Below are 14,543 nucleotides of genomic sequence, written 5' to 3'. Positions count from 1 at the left end.
AGAAGGCCGCAGGTCGACCACGCCGCTCAGCGCCTTCTGTTCGAGCAGAGCCAAAAGCGAACAAGCGACACAGCGCCCCTGAAGTCTCCTCCGGGCCATTCCGGCCGCCTGAGCGCCCCGCTTCCCAGGTCTGCTGTGATTCGGGTTTCTCGGACGCCGTGCGCTTTCGTTTGAGTTGCGCGGGGCGCTGCCCGGCGTCGGAGAAGCGCTCAGGCGGGAAATCGCGGGTTTGGTCTTGGTGGGTGGGTTCTATGGGGATTTGTAGGCTGGGCTGGGCTGGGCTTTGGGCTAACCCTGCCAGGCCGTAGAACGACTCCCGTCTGGCTGGGCGCGGCATTGGCCTGGCTTGTTTCTGGGCGATATGGACGGTGTTTTTCACGAGCCCTCGCCTTTTGAGATTTCGGTGACGTGATCCACACATAACTATGGTGCCGCAGGTGGCTGCAGCTGAGGTGTCGTCAGTCCTATTTGGCGCGTGTGTCATGCTGCGTCTCTTGCCGATCTCGGCGGTGCTCTGGGATGTTGCGCAGGGGCGAAGGTGTCGGTGATCATCAACCGCCCACCGCAGCAGGGGCATGGCAGCGCGAGGACCCTGGGGTGCTGATCGGTGTCGCCTCCATTTGCATCACCGGTGTCGTTTCGGCTCGGCGCTCTGGCCCCGATCAATTCTCTGATCCGGGCGATATTGGCGGCACGGTTGCCATTTCCGTAGAAGCCGTAGTGGCGGATACGGTGCTGGCCTTTGGGCAGGACGTGGATCAGGAACCGGCGGATGAATTCCTCGGTTGCGAACGTCATAGTGGTGTGTCGTCTGGGGCCGTCGACCCTGTAATCCTTCACCTTGAAGGTCACGCTTGCCGCATCGAACCGGACCAGGCGACTGTTGGATGCCGCGATGCGGTGGGTGTAGCGCGACAGGTAGGCCAGCACGGCCTTTGGTCCGGCGAAGGGTTCTTTGGCGTAAACGACCCAATCGATCTTGCGTAGCGTTTGCAGAAATGCCCCAAAGACTGCGGGATCGGCAAGTTTGGCGTGATCGCCGAAAAACTGCAGCTTTCCTGCGCTGTGCAACTTCGCCAGCCCTTCCAAAAGCAGCCGCCGGTAGAGCCGGGACAGAACCCTGACGGAGAGCAAGAAGTTCTTGCGGCAAGTGATCCACTTGGTGCCGTCCGCAGACAGACCGCCGCCCGGCACGATCATGTGGACATGCGGGTGGTGCGTCATTGCGGAGCCCCAGCTGTGCAGTACCGAAGTAATACCGACTCGAGCACCAAGGTGCTTGGGGTCGGCGGCGATTTTGATCACGGTGTCGGCGCTCGCGCGCATTAACAGATTGTAGATCTCGCGTTTGTTCTGGCGGGCGATGTCGGCAATGGGCTTTGGCAACGTGAAGACAAGATGGAAGTACCGCACCGGCAGCAGTTCAGCCTCCGGCGCGGCAAGCCAAGCCTTTGCCGCGCCGGACTGACATTCAGGACAGTGCCGATTGCGGCAGGAATTGTAAGCGATGTGCTCGTGCATGCAGTCTTCGCAGCGTGTCACATGACCGCCAAGTGCCGCTGTGCGGCAGCGTTCAACGGCGCTCGTGACCTTCATCTGATCAAGGCTGATATGGCCTATATTGGCCGCGCGCCACGCCGCACCATGGTCACGGAAGATATCCGCGACTTCCAGGCCTGCCCGTGCCAACGCGGGCTATGGCGCGCCTTTCTTGCCCCTCTTACTTTTGGCTTGGCCAAGATTGTCCAGCGGGCTCTCCACCGCCGAGATCATGCCCGTGGCAACGCTGGCATAGCGCGCCGTCGTAGTCAGCTTGGTGTGTCCGAGCAGAGCTTGGATCACGCGGATATCCACGCCACGTTCCAACAGATGGGTGGCAAACCTGTGCCTCAGAGTGTGCAATGTGACTGGCTTGGTGATGCCCGCCGCCTTTGCGGCCTGCTTGAACAGGCGCGAGATCTGGCGCGGCGACAGGAGCTTGCCGTTATACCCTGGGAAGATCACCCGGTTCGGACCCGCCACGCCCTTGTCCTGACTGGTCGGGGCTTCTTTCCACCACTCGCGCATCAGGCCAAGAATATCAGCGGGCCGCATCACATTGCGATCCTTGCGCCCTTTGGATTGCACGATCCGGGTGATCTTCTGTTCCCCATCGATATCCCCAGCCTGCAGCCTGACCACCTCGCCCGCACGCATCACGCAACCATAGGCAAGCGACAACATCACCCGCGCTTTCAAGCTCGGGGCCATGAGTAGGATCCGTTTGACCTCGTTGCGGCTCAACACCAGCGGGATCTTGACGGGCTCCTTCAGGCTGAAAATCGCCGCCACCAAATCATGCCGCCGCAGGGTTACCCGGAACAGAAACTTCACCCCTGTCATCGTGCGATTGCGCGTGCAGATGCTGGTCCCGGTCTCAATCAGATGCTGCTGGAACTCGCGCACATCATCCGGCTCAGCGGTCTCCGGAGAGCGCTCCAACCACGCCGCGAACCTCTTGCAGGCCCGCAAGTGACCGAGCTGTGACGCGGGGCCAAGATTGCGCGATGTCATATCCGCGATCATGCGTGCACGCAGCGGCGTCATGTTCGTTGTTTGCTGAATGTTCATGGGAATATCCTCTGTCAACCAAGGCAAAATCACCTCGACCAACAGCAAACTTCCAACCCCACAATCCGCGAAACAAATCCCGGCTACGCCCAACCCACGCCAAAAGCACCCCTATCGCGAAGCGTTTTAGTGCGTGGGCCTACTTTGACCGATGCTGGGGTCTGCTCAAACGTCGGCATTAGCTCTATTTTTGCAATTCGGGTTCTAATAGCCTTTTCAGCCAGCCACTTGCCGCTCGTAGTTTTCTCCATCAAACCAGCCCAATGAGGATGTGACCTTCATGTCATCGTCGAGCTCCCACTCTTCCCAGCCCTGGACGTTCAAGGCGTTGCCGGTTTCAGCATGGTGACCGGTGAATGTCCAAAGATAAACGACATGCCTCCCAGCGCCACGAATGCCGTTACACGAGAGGTGCAAATCTGGAACGTCCGCGTGGAAGCCAGCCGCCATTTCGGTAAGTCCCATATGGCCAACTGAGGGCTCACCTTGATTTATAGTTATGCTACTGCTTTGTGTGTGGAAAAACGCAACATTCTCCGGAACTTTCGAGTTCCCAGCATCGGTATAACGTTGTGCAAGTTCATCTAAATCACTTTGTGTAAACGCCATGGGTTCGTCCTCCCTGGTTGGAAAATGGCATCGTCGGCGCACCCGAGAGACAACACACTGCTACTTGTCCAGAGCATCTGTGGCGCGTCCTTGTCCGCACACTTTCACCGCTCCGAGCAATATGGCGTGCAGTGGCCGAGGTCCGGTTGGAAACCAGAACAACCGGTGCGGCAAGCTGCATGAACGTCCGTTCTGACTCTGGGGAGATCAGTTCCGGCCCCACTTACAGGTCTTTTCGAAAGAAGATAAGGCAGTCGGCGATACCCGGTGACGCCTTGAGGGTCCCACTCGTCAAGGGCCGGTCTATTTGTTCGAATCCCAGGCTTTGATAGAGCGTCGGCATCTCGGGAAACGCGCCGATTGTGTCGGCAAAAACGGTTTTTGCCCCCATGGTGCGCGCGTCCTCTAGCCGAAGCTCAACCAATCGACGTCCCAAGCCGCTACCGCGATGATCATCGCGGACATAAAGGTGCTTCATTTCAACACTTGTATCGTCGAGTTTACGCATGGCCCCAAAGCCAATGGCTGCCCTTAGCTCATCGCGGACCATGTAAAAACGACCATTAGGAGGAATAACACCTTCTATCTTTTCCATGAACGCCGCCACATGTGCCTCTGGGTCGTTGTCGCGTTGGCCGATTTGAATCAGTCGACCATGCATGACTTCCGATTGCTCCAGAACGATGGACTTCACCTCATCCAAAGGGACCTCGGAAAGCGCCTCAAAGCTTTGAAACACATATCGGTAGTCTTGGCGCATTGATCGCGCCGTCACGCTCGCGGTCGTTTCTGTTTCAGTAAGTCGCTGGTCCACAGTGCCATTCCCGCATGTTGCTAGATCGCTTCACAAAAACGAGTATAGAAAAGTCGCTTGTTCTGAATAGACAAATAACTATTCAAGACATTAGATTTACTATCATGTCTTATGATTGGAAAACGCTGCCCTCTCTGACGGCACTAAAAGCGTTCGATGCAACGGCCACATACGGCGGTTTTGCCAAAGCTGCACGTGCGTTGAATGTGACTGATGCTGCAATCGCCCAGCAAGTGCGCGCCTTGGAGGCCGAGCTTGGTGTTCGGCTGACCATCCGCCAAGGACGACACATCAGACTAACCGAGCAAGGCAAAGGCCTGGCAATTGGTCTGACATCCGCCTTCCAGATAATCGGCGATGAGATCGCTTCATTGCGCGAAGCGACTCGTCGGAAAGGTCTGCGCGTGACGACGTCTCCTTACTTGGCGGACAAACTAATTGTTCCCAATCTGTCCGAGTTCTGGCGAAAGACTCCTGGAGCCGAAATATCGCTATCGCCCAGTCGGGACTTCGTTGATGTTGTGCGAGACGGATACGATCTCGCTATCCGCGCCTTTCCTCAGAAGGATACTCCGGATTGGCCCGGAACCGATGTTTTGCGCATCGCAGATGTGCCGATCACTGCGGTCTGTGCTGCTTCCGTCGCTGAGAATGCAGGCAATGACGTCCACAAAATGCCGTGGCTTTGGCATGATGGGATGAGCGTCAAAGTCGAAATGATGCGGGATTGCGGTATACAAGTAGACAAGATCAAGTGCGTCAGGATCGGCAGTCCGAACCTGCTTCTCGAGGCCACACGGCAGGGGCTCGGTGCGACGTTGTTCAACGCGCAGATCGCGCAGGAGGTTTTGAAAGATGATACTCTCGTCGAAGTTGAACCACCAATGAAAGCCATGCTGACGTATTATGCCGTTTTGCCCAAAGGGCCACGACATTACCTTACCGACCAATTTGTCGATTGGGTCGGTTCTCTGATGTGATTGCGTCACAGCCGTCGTGTCTGTCAGTGTTGCAGGCGGCGTAGCCTTTAGCATTTCACAGCGGTTTTGCTGCTTTTCCGCAAAGCGCGTCGTTGATGCGGTTGCAGCTAACGGCAGTTTCGTCCGCTCAGAGGTCGATCCACGCGGGCCGGCTGAGAGCGGCGAGACCGCCAGATCCTCGTAGGCAACGCTCTGCATCGTTACGGGATCCTTGGTGTGTTCACGGGTGGCAAGGCGGCCCTCGGCTGCAAACGGTGGCGCGTATGAGAGCGGCTCAGTTTCGCCCTATGTGTCGCCGAGGGACCGGACTTCGCCCGCCCCTCGGCGCGTCCGGTCAGCCCTCCTTCCGACGACGGGCCACGGAGGCCATCCCGCCGAACGCCATCGCCAGCAGAGGCAGGCTCGCCGGCAGCGGGACCGGCGCAATCGAGGTCCCGGTCTGCGTGGTGAAGCTGGTCGCCAGCGTGTGGTTGTCGGATTCGAAGTTCGGACCGGACAGAACCACCGTGTCGAACGGCGTGTCCGAGAACATGTTCAGGAACACGAAGGGTTCATGGGTGACCTTGCCCTGATACCTGTCATTCGGATTGCCGTAGTAGTCCGAGGAAATCGCCGCATTGGTGTCCAGAAACTCCAGCACATCATCGGTGTCGAAGACAAAGACGCTGACCCCGTCGCTGATAAGCTCGACGCTGTTCCCGACGCTGCCCGCAGACCACCACAGGCCGAAATAGGTCGCCTCGTCATCAAGGGTCAGCGTGGTGCCCGGGCTCGACTGGGAAAACAGGTACTGGGTTTCATCCGCCCCGCCATACTGGTTCACGGGTTTGACGCGCCCGGCGCTATAGGTGCCCAGATCCGATTGGTACTCGGTAAAAGACCCGGTTCCGATCATGTCGAAGGTCTCGACCTTGGCGCCTGTCGCGCCGATGGCGTCGAGGTCAACCTCCATGGCGCCGGGGTCACCAATGGTGACGGACACAGTCGCCGCCTGCACGGCCATGGGGAGAGACAGCAACAGCGCTGCGGTGCTCAGGGTCAGGATTTTCATAACGTCTTCCTCGCTGGGTTACCTACAAAACGCACCGGTCGCGCCGGGGACGATCAACTGGCGATCGTCAGCGGTTCCGGTGTTCACACAAAAGCAATACTGCGCGGATGGGGGCCGTGCGACGCAGCATGGGGATAGACGTTTATCCTTTGGGATAGGGTGGATGGCGCATCCGAGGGGGTGCTTCTGTCTGCGACCTTGCATGGACGGGAGCGGTGCAGGAACGGGACGGAGTGGGCCCGCCGACGGGGGCTTGCCGGGCAGCGGGTTCGGTGCGCGCGCGCGGACGGCAGACCGTCCCGCAGAATTTCAGCCCGCAGGCCCCGCGATCTTTGCCAGATCCGCGACGGTATCCACGTCCTGCAATTCAGAGACGAGCGCCACGCGGCAGTCGCGCAAACCGGCGAGCGTGTCGGCGCGGGTATGCTCCGTCGACCAGCGAACCCCGTCAAAGAGCCGGGCCGGCAGGGCGCGTTTTCCGGCCCAGCCGATCAGCCAATAGCCGCCATCCGGCGCGGGGCCCAACACTGCATCAGCGCGCCCGAGCGCGGCAAAGGCCTCGGCAATGCGGGGGGCGGTGATGCCGGGGATATCCGCGCCGATCACAACCACGGGCCCGGGCCCAAATGTATAGAGCGCGCGGCCCATCCGGTCGCCCAGATCCCCGCGCCCCTGGGGCCAGCGGGGCAGGTCCCCGGGCCAGACCCGGCTCGCGAGCCCTTCCGCATCGGGGGAGACCGCGAGCACCAGATCCCAGCGCGGGTCGCGCAGGCAGCGGATGAGGCGGCGCACCTGATGGCGAAACCACCAGGCCGCTCGGGTCATGCCGAGCGCGCGCCCGAGACGGGTTTTCACCCGGCCCGGATGGGGCTCCTTGATCATCAGAACGAGGGTCGGACGGGCCCGGGCAGTCACGGGATGGCCCGGCGCATATGGCGATGGGGCATGCCGCCATCCATGAACTCGGGGCCAAAGGCCTCAAAGCCCAGCGCTTCGTAGAAGCGGATGGCATGGAGCTGCGCGCCCAGCTTCGCCACGGTTACCCCCGGCATGGCGCCCAGCGCGTCAATCGCGGTCCTCATGAGGACCGCGCCATGGCCTGCCCCGCGATGGGCCGCCAGAACACAAACCCGCTCGATCTTGCCGGTCTCGCCCAGCTGGCGCAGGCGCATGGTGGCCACGGGCGTCTCGCCGTCGAACACCAGCCAGTGGCGCGCCTCGGTGTCGCGCCCATCCCATTCCTCGGCCTCGGGGACCGCCTGCTCGTCGATGAAGACCTCCCGGCGCAGGGCGCGACAGATCTCGAGCTCCTCCGGCCCGGCAATCTCACGGACCGTGATCATGCGAAATAGTCAGCCAGGATCCGGCCATAGATGGCCTTGAGCTGCGGGATCTGGTCGAGCGCCACGCGCTCATCCACCTGATGCATGGACTGGCCCACGAGGCCGAACTCCACCACCGGGCAATGGTGCTGCACAAACCGCGCATCGGAGGTCCCGCCAGAGGTCGACATCTCGGGCACCCGACCGGTCTCGGCCTCGACCGCGCGCGCCACCATATCCGAGAGCCGCCCGGGTTCGGTGATGAAGCTCTCGCCCGAGACCGACAGGCGATCGGTGATCTTGATCCCGGTCTCGGCGGCCACCGCGGCGGCCTCGGCACGGATCATCTCGGTCAGGCTGGCCGAGCTATGGGCGTCGTTGAACCGGATATTCACCGTGGCCCGACAGGTCGCCGGGATCACGTTATTGGCCGGGTTGCCCGTGTCAAAGGTCGTCACCGCAAGGGTCGAGGGATCGAAATGCGCAGTCCCCTGATCCAGCTCCAGCGCCGCGAGCCGGTCCACCAGCCGCGCCAGCGCGGGCACCGGGTTCTTCGCGCGATGCGGATAGGCGGAGTGGCCCTGCACGCCCTCGGCCTCGAAATAGAAGGTCATGGAGCCGCGACGCCCGATCTTCATCATCTCGCCCATTTCCGTGGGGCAGGTCGGCTCGCCCACAAGGCAGAGATCCATCGCCTCGCCCTCAGTCGCCATCCAGTCGAGCAGCGCGACCGTGCCGTCCCGCGCGTCGCCCTCCTCATCGCCGGTAATCGCCAGGATCACGGCCCCATCGGGCGGGGTCTGGGTGACGAAATCGATGGCGGCGGCTGCGAAACAGGCCACGCCGGATTTCATGTCCACGGCGCCGCGGCCATACATCCAACCCTCCGCCTGCTCGGCCCCGAACGGATCGAACTGCCAATCCTCGCGCGCGCCGATCGGCACCACATCCGTATGCCCGTTGAACCCGAAGCTGCGTGCATGGCCCTTGTCGCCCCAACGCGCATAGAGATTGGCGATCCCGCCACGGTCCACCCGGGTGCAGGCAAAGCCCGCCGCGCTCAGCCGCGCCTCCAGAAGAACCAGCGCCCCGCCCTCCTCCGGCGTCACCGAAGGGCAGCGGATCAGATCCGCCGTCAGGGCCACCGCATCGGTTTCAGCCACTGCGTCTTTCATGGCTCAGCTCCTCGCGCGCGGTGCGTCCGCGTCCTCGTAAAAGGCCGTGGTTTGGGCGATCACGACCGAATTTTCGTCCAGAGCGCGCTGCATCAGGTCGCGCTCCTCCTCCGGGATGTCATGCCCCTCGGCAAGCCGCTCCGGCAGGGAGCCATAGCCCGTCACCTCCAGCGGATTGAGATCGGCCTGCTTCAAAAGGGCCACGGTTTCGCGCACGGCCTCGGCCTCGTCCACGCCAGAGGCATAGCACATGAGCGCGGCACCGGTGGCGTGGTCCGGCAAGCCATCCCCATCGCACCGCCCGACCTCGACCAGCAAGGTATAGACCTCGTGGGGGCGCTTGGGTTTCTTGGGTGTCTGGGCCATGGGGCGCTCCGGAATTTGATCGCGGCAGACCTAGCACCAGAGATCCGCGCTGACCAGAGAGGGGCCTGCGTGAGGGGATGAAGGCTCTGTGAGCAGCACCCGATGCCTCTGGTGGGCTACATCGGCAGGGTGCTACTCCGCTCTGGGATCCGGCAGGTGGTGAAAGCCAATGGCCAGCCTGTTCCAGGCGTTCATCTGCGCGATGATCAGGGTCAGATCGACGATCTGCGCGTCGGAGAAGTGATCGAACAGGGCGTTGTACAGGGCCTCGGGCGCCCCGTTGCCCGCGATCCGGGTCAGGGCTTCGGCCCATGCCAGCGCGGCCTTCTCGGTCTCACTGTAAAACGGCACCTCGCGCCAAACCGGCAGGCAGTCGAGCCGTTGCGTCGTCTCCCCCGCATGCCGCGCCTCGCGCGTATGGAGGTCCACACAATAGGCGCAGCCATTGATCTGCGAGACCCGCAGCTCAAGGAGCGCCCGCAGCTTGCGATCAATCGAGGTCACGTCGGATTTGGCCTGCGCCATGCTCGCGATGGCCGGGCCGTTAATCGAGACATAGTCGAGACGTTCAATCATCATCTTCCCTCCGCGTTGCGCAGAGGGTCGCATGCTTCCGTCAGCTTCACCAGATCCACACCGACGACCATTCTGCGCCTGATAGAGGTGCAGAGCCGCGCGCCCCAGTGAATCTGCCGTGCGCCCCAGCGCAGCTTCGCAGGAAAGCCACTGGACAGACCATGCATTGCGCCCCATTTGGTGCCGATACGATGTGGGAGGCACGCGATGATCACGATCCTTGATGGCGGCATGGGCCAAGAGCTGATTGCCCGCAGCGATGCGGAGCCGACGCCGCTTTGGGCGACGAAGGTCATGCTCGATACGCCGGACCTGGTGCGCGCGGTCCATGATGACTTCTTCGCTGCCGGGGCGACCGTGGCAACAGCGAACACCTATAGCATCCACCACGACCGGCTGATCCCCGCCGGGCTGGATGACCAGTTCGAAGCGTTGCACCGCTCCGCCTGCGCCCTCGCTTCGGCGTCGCGCGATGCTGCCGGGGGCGGGCAGGTTGCCGGCGCGCTTGGCCCGCTGAACGGATCCTACCAGACGGACCGACTGCCCGAGGACGCCATTGACCGTTTCGAGGAGATCTGCCGCATTCAGGCACCGCTTGTGGATCTTTTCCTGATCGAGACCGCCGCGTCCATCGCACAGGTGCGCGCCACGCTGACCGGTGCGTTCGGCCATGGCAAACCGGTCTGGCTCGGGGTTTCCGTGGATGACAGGGACGGGACGAAGCTGCGCTCCGGCGAGCCCCTCGAGGAGGTGGTGGACTGGGCGGAAGGGGTCGATGCGCTTCTGGTGAACTGCTCCACCCCCGAGGCGGTCAGCACGGCGGTCGATGTGATCAAGGGCGTCGATGTGCCCTTCGGCGCCTATGCGAACGGGTTCACGCGGATCACCGACAGCTTCGTGCAGGTGGGCGCGACGGTGAAAAGCCTCGCGGCGCGGACCGACATGACCCCCGCCGCCTATGCAAGCTTCGCCGAGGACTGGGCTGCCAAGGGCGCCACGATCATCGGCGGCTGCTGCGAAGTCGGCCCCGCCCATATCGCAGAGCTGGCGCGGCGGTTGACCTGAACCCGCTCCTCCGGCGGGTTTGAAAACCGCCCCGCGCGCTAACTTCCGCAAGGTGGAACGCACGGCTTGGCCCGCCAGGCAGATCGCCCGGTCCTACCTGGCAATCTCCGATCTCGGTCACGAGGCGCTTGCCGCATCGAAACACTTCGAGTGCCCCGCCCGCAGATGTCAACCGCCCCGCTACTCGGAGGAGGATGGCGCGACCTCCGCGAAATGGTCCATGAACTCCAGCAGACCGATATCGAACGCGGCCTCAAACGCTCGGCTCGGCTCCAGACCAAGACCGATCCCCTTGTAGTAATCCGCGATGGCACCCTCATAGCCTCGATCCGTCAGATGGTAGACCGCGAGAGCACCGGCGTCATAGGCCTCGGACGCCAGACGCCCTTCCAGAGGAAACAAACGCAGCTCTTCCAGAGGCGGCAAGCCAGCTCGGTAGCCATCGGAGAACCAGCCGACGCTCCGACCAATGCGCTTGCGATCCGAGAGACCATAGGTCATCGCCCATTCTATGAACACTGCACTGCCTTCACGGAACCAGGCTGGGCCGAGCGGGCTGACCATCCCATTCGGAAGCTCCGTTCTGAGACGTTTCCCCGCCAATTGGGTTTCCGCATCATGGAACAGCTCATGGGCGAGGATACGCCAGACATCCTGTCGCCGGACCCGATCAGAAGGACCCGGCCCTGACCCAAGACAGATCAACACGCCGCTCCAAGTGTGTACCCCATCCCAGCTTCCCGGATGAAGGCACGAGCCGTCGGACCAGAGCTCCGCCTCCTTATCGGAAAACCCATGCTCGGCCTTCAAGGCGCTGCGGAAATCCTCGTTGTTGCCGACAACGCGCACATCCACTGCCAGCGGGAGTTCCGGGAAGGACATTTCTTCGAGCAGGGCTTCGAACAAGGCGAGTCCGGTTCGGACATCTCGTCGGTTCGCTTCGTCGACATCGTCCCCAAACCGGACAGTGTATTGCTCCGCACGCGCGGGCCAGGCCTGTTTGAGCTCTGGTCGTGCCTCCCCGGCCAACCGGCAAAAGACCACCGCGTTACGGTGCGTGAGGGATTGGAGGACCGGGAGAGGGGTCTCCTCGCGAAAACGGCGCAAGGCCGCACGGGTTCGGGGCCCAATCTGCCCATCCTCGGGCCCGGCGTCATACCCCGCTGCGTTCAGCACGGCTTGCAGGCATTGCACGCCCGGCTCCGAGGCCATTGCGCTCGTCGCAAAGAAAAGCGCGGTCAGAAGCGATGCAACGAAACCGCGCCCCAAGGATCAGTCCCGCAGCAGTTCGTTGATCCCGGTCTTGGAGCGGGTTCGTTCGTCGACGCGCTTCACGATCACGGCGCAGTAGAGGTTGATGCCGTTCTTCGACGGCATGGAACCCGCCACGACCACGGAATAGGGCGGGACCTCGCCATACATGACTTCGCCGGTCTCGCGGTCCACGATTTTGGTAGACTGGCCGATGAAGACACCCATGCCCAGCACGGAGCCTTCGCGGACGATGCAGCCCTCGACCACTTCGGAGCGCGCGCCGATGAAGCAATTGTCCTCGATGATGGTCGGACCCGCCTGCATGGGCTCCAGCACGCCGCCAATGCCCACACCGCCCGAGAGGTGCACGTTCTTGCCGATTTGCGCGCACGAACCGACCGTGGCCCAGGTGTCCACCATGGTCCCCTCATCCACATAGGCGCCGAGGTTCACGAAGGACGGCATCAGCACCACGCCCGGCGCGATGAAGGCGGATTTACGCACGACACAGTTCGGCACGGCGCGGAAGCCAGCCGCCTTCCACTGATTGTCGCCCCAGCCCTTGAACTTGCTGTCGACCTTGTCCCACCAGCCGCCAGCCTGGGGGCCGCCGTCCTGCTGTTCCATGTCCTTGATGCGGAAGCCCAGCAGCACGGCCTTCTTGGCCCATTGGTTCACATGCCAGCTGCCATCATCCTGTTTCTCGGCCACGCGCAGCGTGCCCCCGTCGAGCGCATTCAGCGTGTCCTCGATGGCCTCGCGGGTCTCACCCGTGGTGTTCGGCGTGATCGTGTCACGGGCTTCCCAGGCGGCTTCAATCGCGGTTTCGAGCTGTGCGTTGGACATCGGTCCCCTCCGAGGGTGCAAAATCAGGTTGCGTGCCTATAGACCGTCCCGGGCAGCGCTGCAATCAGCGCCGGGCGCTGGCCTGCTCGCCTTGCCCGGGCAGAGCGGCGCCGTTGCTGGCCGGCCCATGCGGGTGGCGGGTCAGGAATTCGGACATGCGTTCCGCCACATCCCCCGGAACCCGCTCCACATTCGCGGCGCGCAGGGGCGCCGCCATGGCCCGAGCCGAAAGGGTGAAATCCACGGCGAGGGTGACCAGCATCCAATCGCCGAGCCGCCCCACAGGACCGCGCAGCACGAAATGCTCGAAATGAGCCTGCCCCATGATCTCCCAGGATCCGCGGCGCTTCTGCTCGTCGGTCAGCACCCGCGAGAAATCCAGGGGAAAGACAGCCGGGGGCAGCTCGACCTCGATCGCCTCGCGCAGACGGTTGGGGGAGACCTGCAGCCCGTGACAGAAGCGCGCCATCATCTCCTGCTCCGCCTCCGGATCCCGCATTCCGAACCCGTCGGAGACCATGCACTGCAATGCCGGGCGCAAGACCAGCGGATCGCGCGGCACAGGCGCCTTCCAGCCTTGCGTGTCCTGATCCCAAACGTTCAATGGCGCAGGCGGCGGCACGAGGCGCGGCGCCACATTCTCCACAAACCCTTGATAATCCTGAAATCTTTCGAACGGCGCAGCCTCCAGCGACGCGCGTCCCACAGTAATGCGTAGTGCCACCCTTGTCCCCCGAAGGCAGGCTGAATAGCCGCCATGGCGAAAATCTTAGCCCGATCCCCGGCGAAGTCGCAACGTTTTTGCAACGAAGAGATGACAATCCGGTCGCAAGCGGATCGGACCCGAAGACGCAGCCCGGCAGCATCCCCTTGCGTTTTCACAGAAACCCGCCAGTTTGGGGCGATACGCTATGCGCCAGCCCCGCCTCCCGCGCCGCCTCAGACCCGGCGCCCCCATGTTCAGAAGCAGGCAGCCCGATGAAAGACGACCACAAGCACGGCCCGTTCCGCGACGCCCATCAGGACGTGGAAACCGCCGATAGCAGCCCCGACACGCCCCAGACCCGGGCGCCCGCCTATCGGCTCGCCTTTGACGACCCGGATTTCCTGTGCCGCGAAGAGCTGCGCCCGGTGCGGCTGCAGCTGGAGCTGCTGAAACCGCAGATGGTGCTGGATGAGCGCGGGGTCGAGAGCACGATCGTGATGTTCGGCGGCGCGCGCATCCCGTCGCCCGCCGAGAAGGCAACCGCGCGGACCCAGACCCTCGCCGATCTCTCGGGCTTTTACGAGGAGGCCCGCAAGTTTGCCTATGCCATGACCCAGAAGAGCATGGAGAGTTATGGCCGCGAGGACGTGATCGTCACCGGCGGCGGCCCCGGCGTGATGGAGGCTGGCAATCTCGGCGCCCATGAGGCGGGCGGGGCCTCGATCGGGCTGAGCATTGTGCTCCCCCATGAACAGGCGCCGAACGAGTACGTGACGCCGGATCTGTGCTTCAACTTCCACTATTTCGCCGTCCGCAAGATGCATTTCCTGATGCGCGCCAAGGCGATCGCGGTCTTCCCCGGCGGGTTCGGAACGCTGGACGAGCTCTTTGAATCGCTCACCCTGATCCAGACCGGCCGCATGGCGCGGGTGCCCTTCCTGCTCTTCGGTTCGGAATTCTGGCGCGAGATCATCAACTGGGACGCCCTCGCCGAGGCAGGCACGATCTCGGATGAGGATCTCGACCTCTTCCGCATGGTCGACACCGCCGAGGACGCCATCGCCCTGATCGAGGCTTGGGATGGCGAAACCGGCTGGCGCGACAGCATCCCCGGACGTCTCTAGACCCGCATCCAAAACCTGCATGTCGGAAAGGGCGGGCGTCGCCCC

The 14,543-nt window shown here is 62.7% G+C and carries 16 protein-coding genes; 3 read left to right on the top strand and 13 right to left on the bottom strand.

The features are described 5' to 3' along the window. Positions 1-480 precede the first annotated feature (480 nt). The 4 genes from ACP153_RS19435 to ACP153_RS19420 form a co-directional block, all read right to left on the bottom strand. Positions 481-1,689: an IS91 family transposase gene (locus tag ACP153_RS19435; RefSeq protein WP_424972062.1), complete on the bottom strand. Its 1,209-nt coding sequence runs from the start codon at positions 1,687-1,689 to the stop codon at positions 481-483. Between the two features lie 6 nt (positions 1,690-1,695). Further along, positions 1,696-2,610 carry a tyrosine-type recombinase/integrase gene (locus ACP153_RS19430; RefSeq protein WP_424972061.1) on the bottom strand — a complete coding sequence of 305 codons (915 nt, stop codon included), beginning with the start codon at positions 2,608-2,610 and terminating at the stop codon, positions 1,696-1,698. Positions 2,611-2,826: 216 nt separating this feature from the next. Beyond that, entirely contained in the window at positions 2,827-3,219 is a 393-nt protein-coding gene (locus ACP153_RS19425; RefSeq protein ID WP_424972671.1) for an ester cyclase, read from the bottom strand. 223 nt (positions 3,220-3,442) lie between these two features. Next, a complete protein-coding gene (locus ACP153_RS19420) occupies positions 3,443-4,033 on the bottom strand; it encodes a GNAT family N-acetyltransferase (RefSeq protein ID WP_424972670.1) in 591 nt (196 codons plus the stop codon). 104 nt (positions 4,034-4,137) lie between these two features. Here ACP153_RS19420 and ACP153_RS19415 point away from each other — a divergent pair, with 104 nt between their 5' ends. Continuing rightward, positions 4,138-5,013 (top strand): LysR substrate-binding domain-containing protein, encoded by an 876-nt coding sequence (locus ACP153_RS19415; RefSeq protein WP_424972669.1) that lies wholly within the window; start codon positions 4,138-4,140, stop codon positions 5,011-5,013. Positions 5,014-5,347: 334 nt separating this feature from the next. Here ACP153_RS19415 and ACP153_RS19410 read toward each other — a convergent pair whose 3' ends face one another. The 6 genes from ACP153_RS19410 to ACP153_RS19385 form a co-directional block, all read right to left on the bottom strand. Continuing rightward, a complete protein-coding gene (locus tag ACP153_RS19410) occupies positions 5,348-6,064 on the bottom strand; it encodes a VPLPA-CTERM sorting domain-containing protein (RefSeq protein ID WP_424972668.1) in 717 nt (238 codons plus the stop codon). A 309-nt stretch (positions 6,065-6,373) separates the two neighbouring features. Then, positions 6,374-6,946, bottom strand: a complete 573-nt coding sequence (locus ACP153_RS19405; RefSeq protein ID WP_424972674.1) for a TIGR04282 family arsenosugar biosynthesis glycosyltransferase — start codon at positions 6,944-6,946, stop codon at positions 6,374-6,376. A 29-nt stretch (positions 6,947-6,975) separates the two neighbouring features. Beyond that, on the bottom strand, positions 6,976-7,407 hold the full coding sequence (locus tag ACP153_RS19400; protein ID WP_424972667.1) for a GNAT family N-acetyltransferase: 432 nt from the start codon (positions 7,405-7,407) through the stop codon (positions 6,976-6,978). Beyond that, complete coding sequence (dapE, locus tag ACP153_RS19395) at positions 7,404-8,561, bottom strand: succinyl-diaminopimelate desuccinylase (RefSeq protein WP_424972666.1); 1,158 nt, start codon at positions 8,559-8,561, stop codon at positions 7,404-7,406. The genes ACP153_RS19400 and dapE overlap by 4 nt, the downstream gene beginning before the upstream one ends. Before the next feature lie 3 nt (positions 8,562-8,564). Further along, positions 8,565-8,927 carry a hypothetical protein gene (locus tag ACP153_RS19390; RefSeq protein WP_424972665.1) on the bottom strand — a complete coding sequence of 121 codons (363 nt, stop codon included), beginning with the start codon at positions 8,925-8,927 and terminating at the stop codon, positions 8,565-8,567. Between the two features lie 132 nt (positions 8,928-9,059). After that, complete coding sequence (locus ACP153_RS19385) at positions 9,060-9,506, bottom strand: carboxymuconolactone decarboxylase family protein (RefSeq protein ID WP_424972664.1); 447 nt, start codon at positions 9,504-9,506, stop codon at positions 9,060-9,062. A gap of 204 nt (positions 9,507-9,710) precedes the next feature. On the opposite strand from ACP153_RS19385, the gene ACP153_RS19380 reads away from it, so the two are divergent. Next, the gene (locus ACP153_RS19380) at positions 9,711-10,568 is read left to right on the top strand and encodes a homocysteine S-methyltransferase family protein (RefSeq protein ID WP_424972663.1); all 858 of its coding nucleotides are present in this window, start codon (positions 9,711-9,713) and stop codon (positions 10,566-10,568) included. 180 nt (positions 10,569-10,748) lie between these two features. On the opposite strand, the gene ACP153_RS19375 is transcribed toward ACP153_RS19380, so the two are convergent. The 3 genes from ACP153_RS19375 to ACP153_RS19365 all read right to left on the bottom strand — a co-directional run bounded on the left by ACP153_RS19375 (position 10,749) and on the right by ACP153_RS19365 (position 13,392). Beyond that, on the bottom strand, positions 10,749-11,780 hold the full coding sequence (locus ACP153_RS19375) for a peptidoglycan-binding domain-containing protein (RefSeq protein ID WP_424972662.1): 1,032 nt from the start codon (positions 11,778-11,780) through the stop codon (positions 10,749-10,751). Between the two features lie 60 nt (positions 11,781-11,840). Then, positions 11,841-12,668 carry a 2,3,4,5-tetrahydropyridine-2,6-dicarboxylate N-succinyltransferase gene (gene dapD, locus ACP153_RS19370; RefSeq protein ID WP_424972661.1) on the bottom strand — a complete coding sequence of 276 codons (828 nt, stop codon included), beginning with the start codon at positions 12,666-12,668 and terminating at the stop codon, positions 11,841-11,843. Between the two features lie 64 nt (positions 12,669-12,732). Continuing rightward, complete coding sequence (locus ACP153_RS19365; protein WP_424972660.1) at positions 12,733-13,392, bottom strand: hypothetical protein; 660 nt, start codon at positions 13,390-13,392, stop codon at positions 12,733-12,735. 254 nt (positions 13,393-13,646) lie between these two features. On the opposite strand from ACP153_RS19365, the gene ACP153_RS19360 reads away from it, so the two are divergent. After that, positions 13,647-14,498: an LOG family protein gene (locus ACP153_RS19360; RefSeq protein ID WP_424972658.1), complete on the top strand. Its 852-nt coding sequence runs from the start codon at positions 13,647-13,649 to the stop codon at positions 14,496-14,498. Positions 14,499-14,543: the final 45 nt, after the last annotated feature.

It is taken from the genome of Dinoroseobacter sp. S76, assembly GCF_049801095.1.
Taxonomy (GTDB): domain Bacteria; phylum Pseudomonadota; class Alphaproteobacteria; order Rhodobacterales; family Rhodobacteraceae; genus Dinoroseobacter.
Note: the sequence above shows the minus strand (reverse complement) of the source record. Positions and strands in the feature narration are given on the sequence as shown.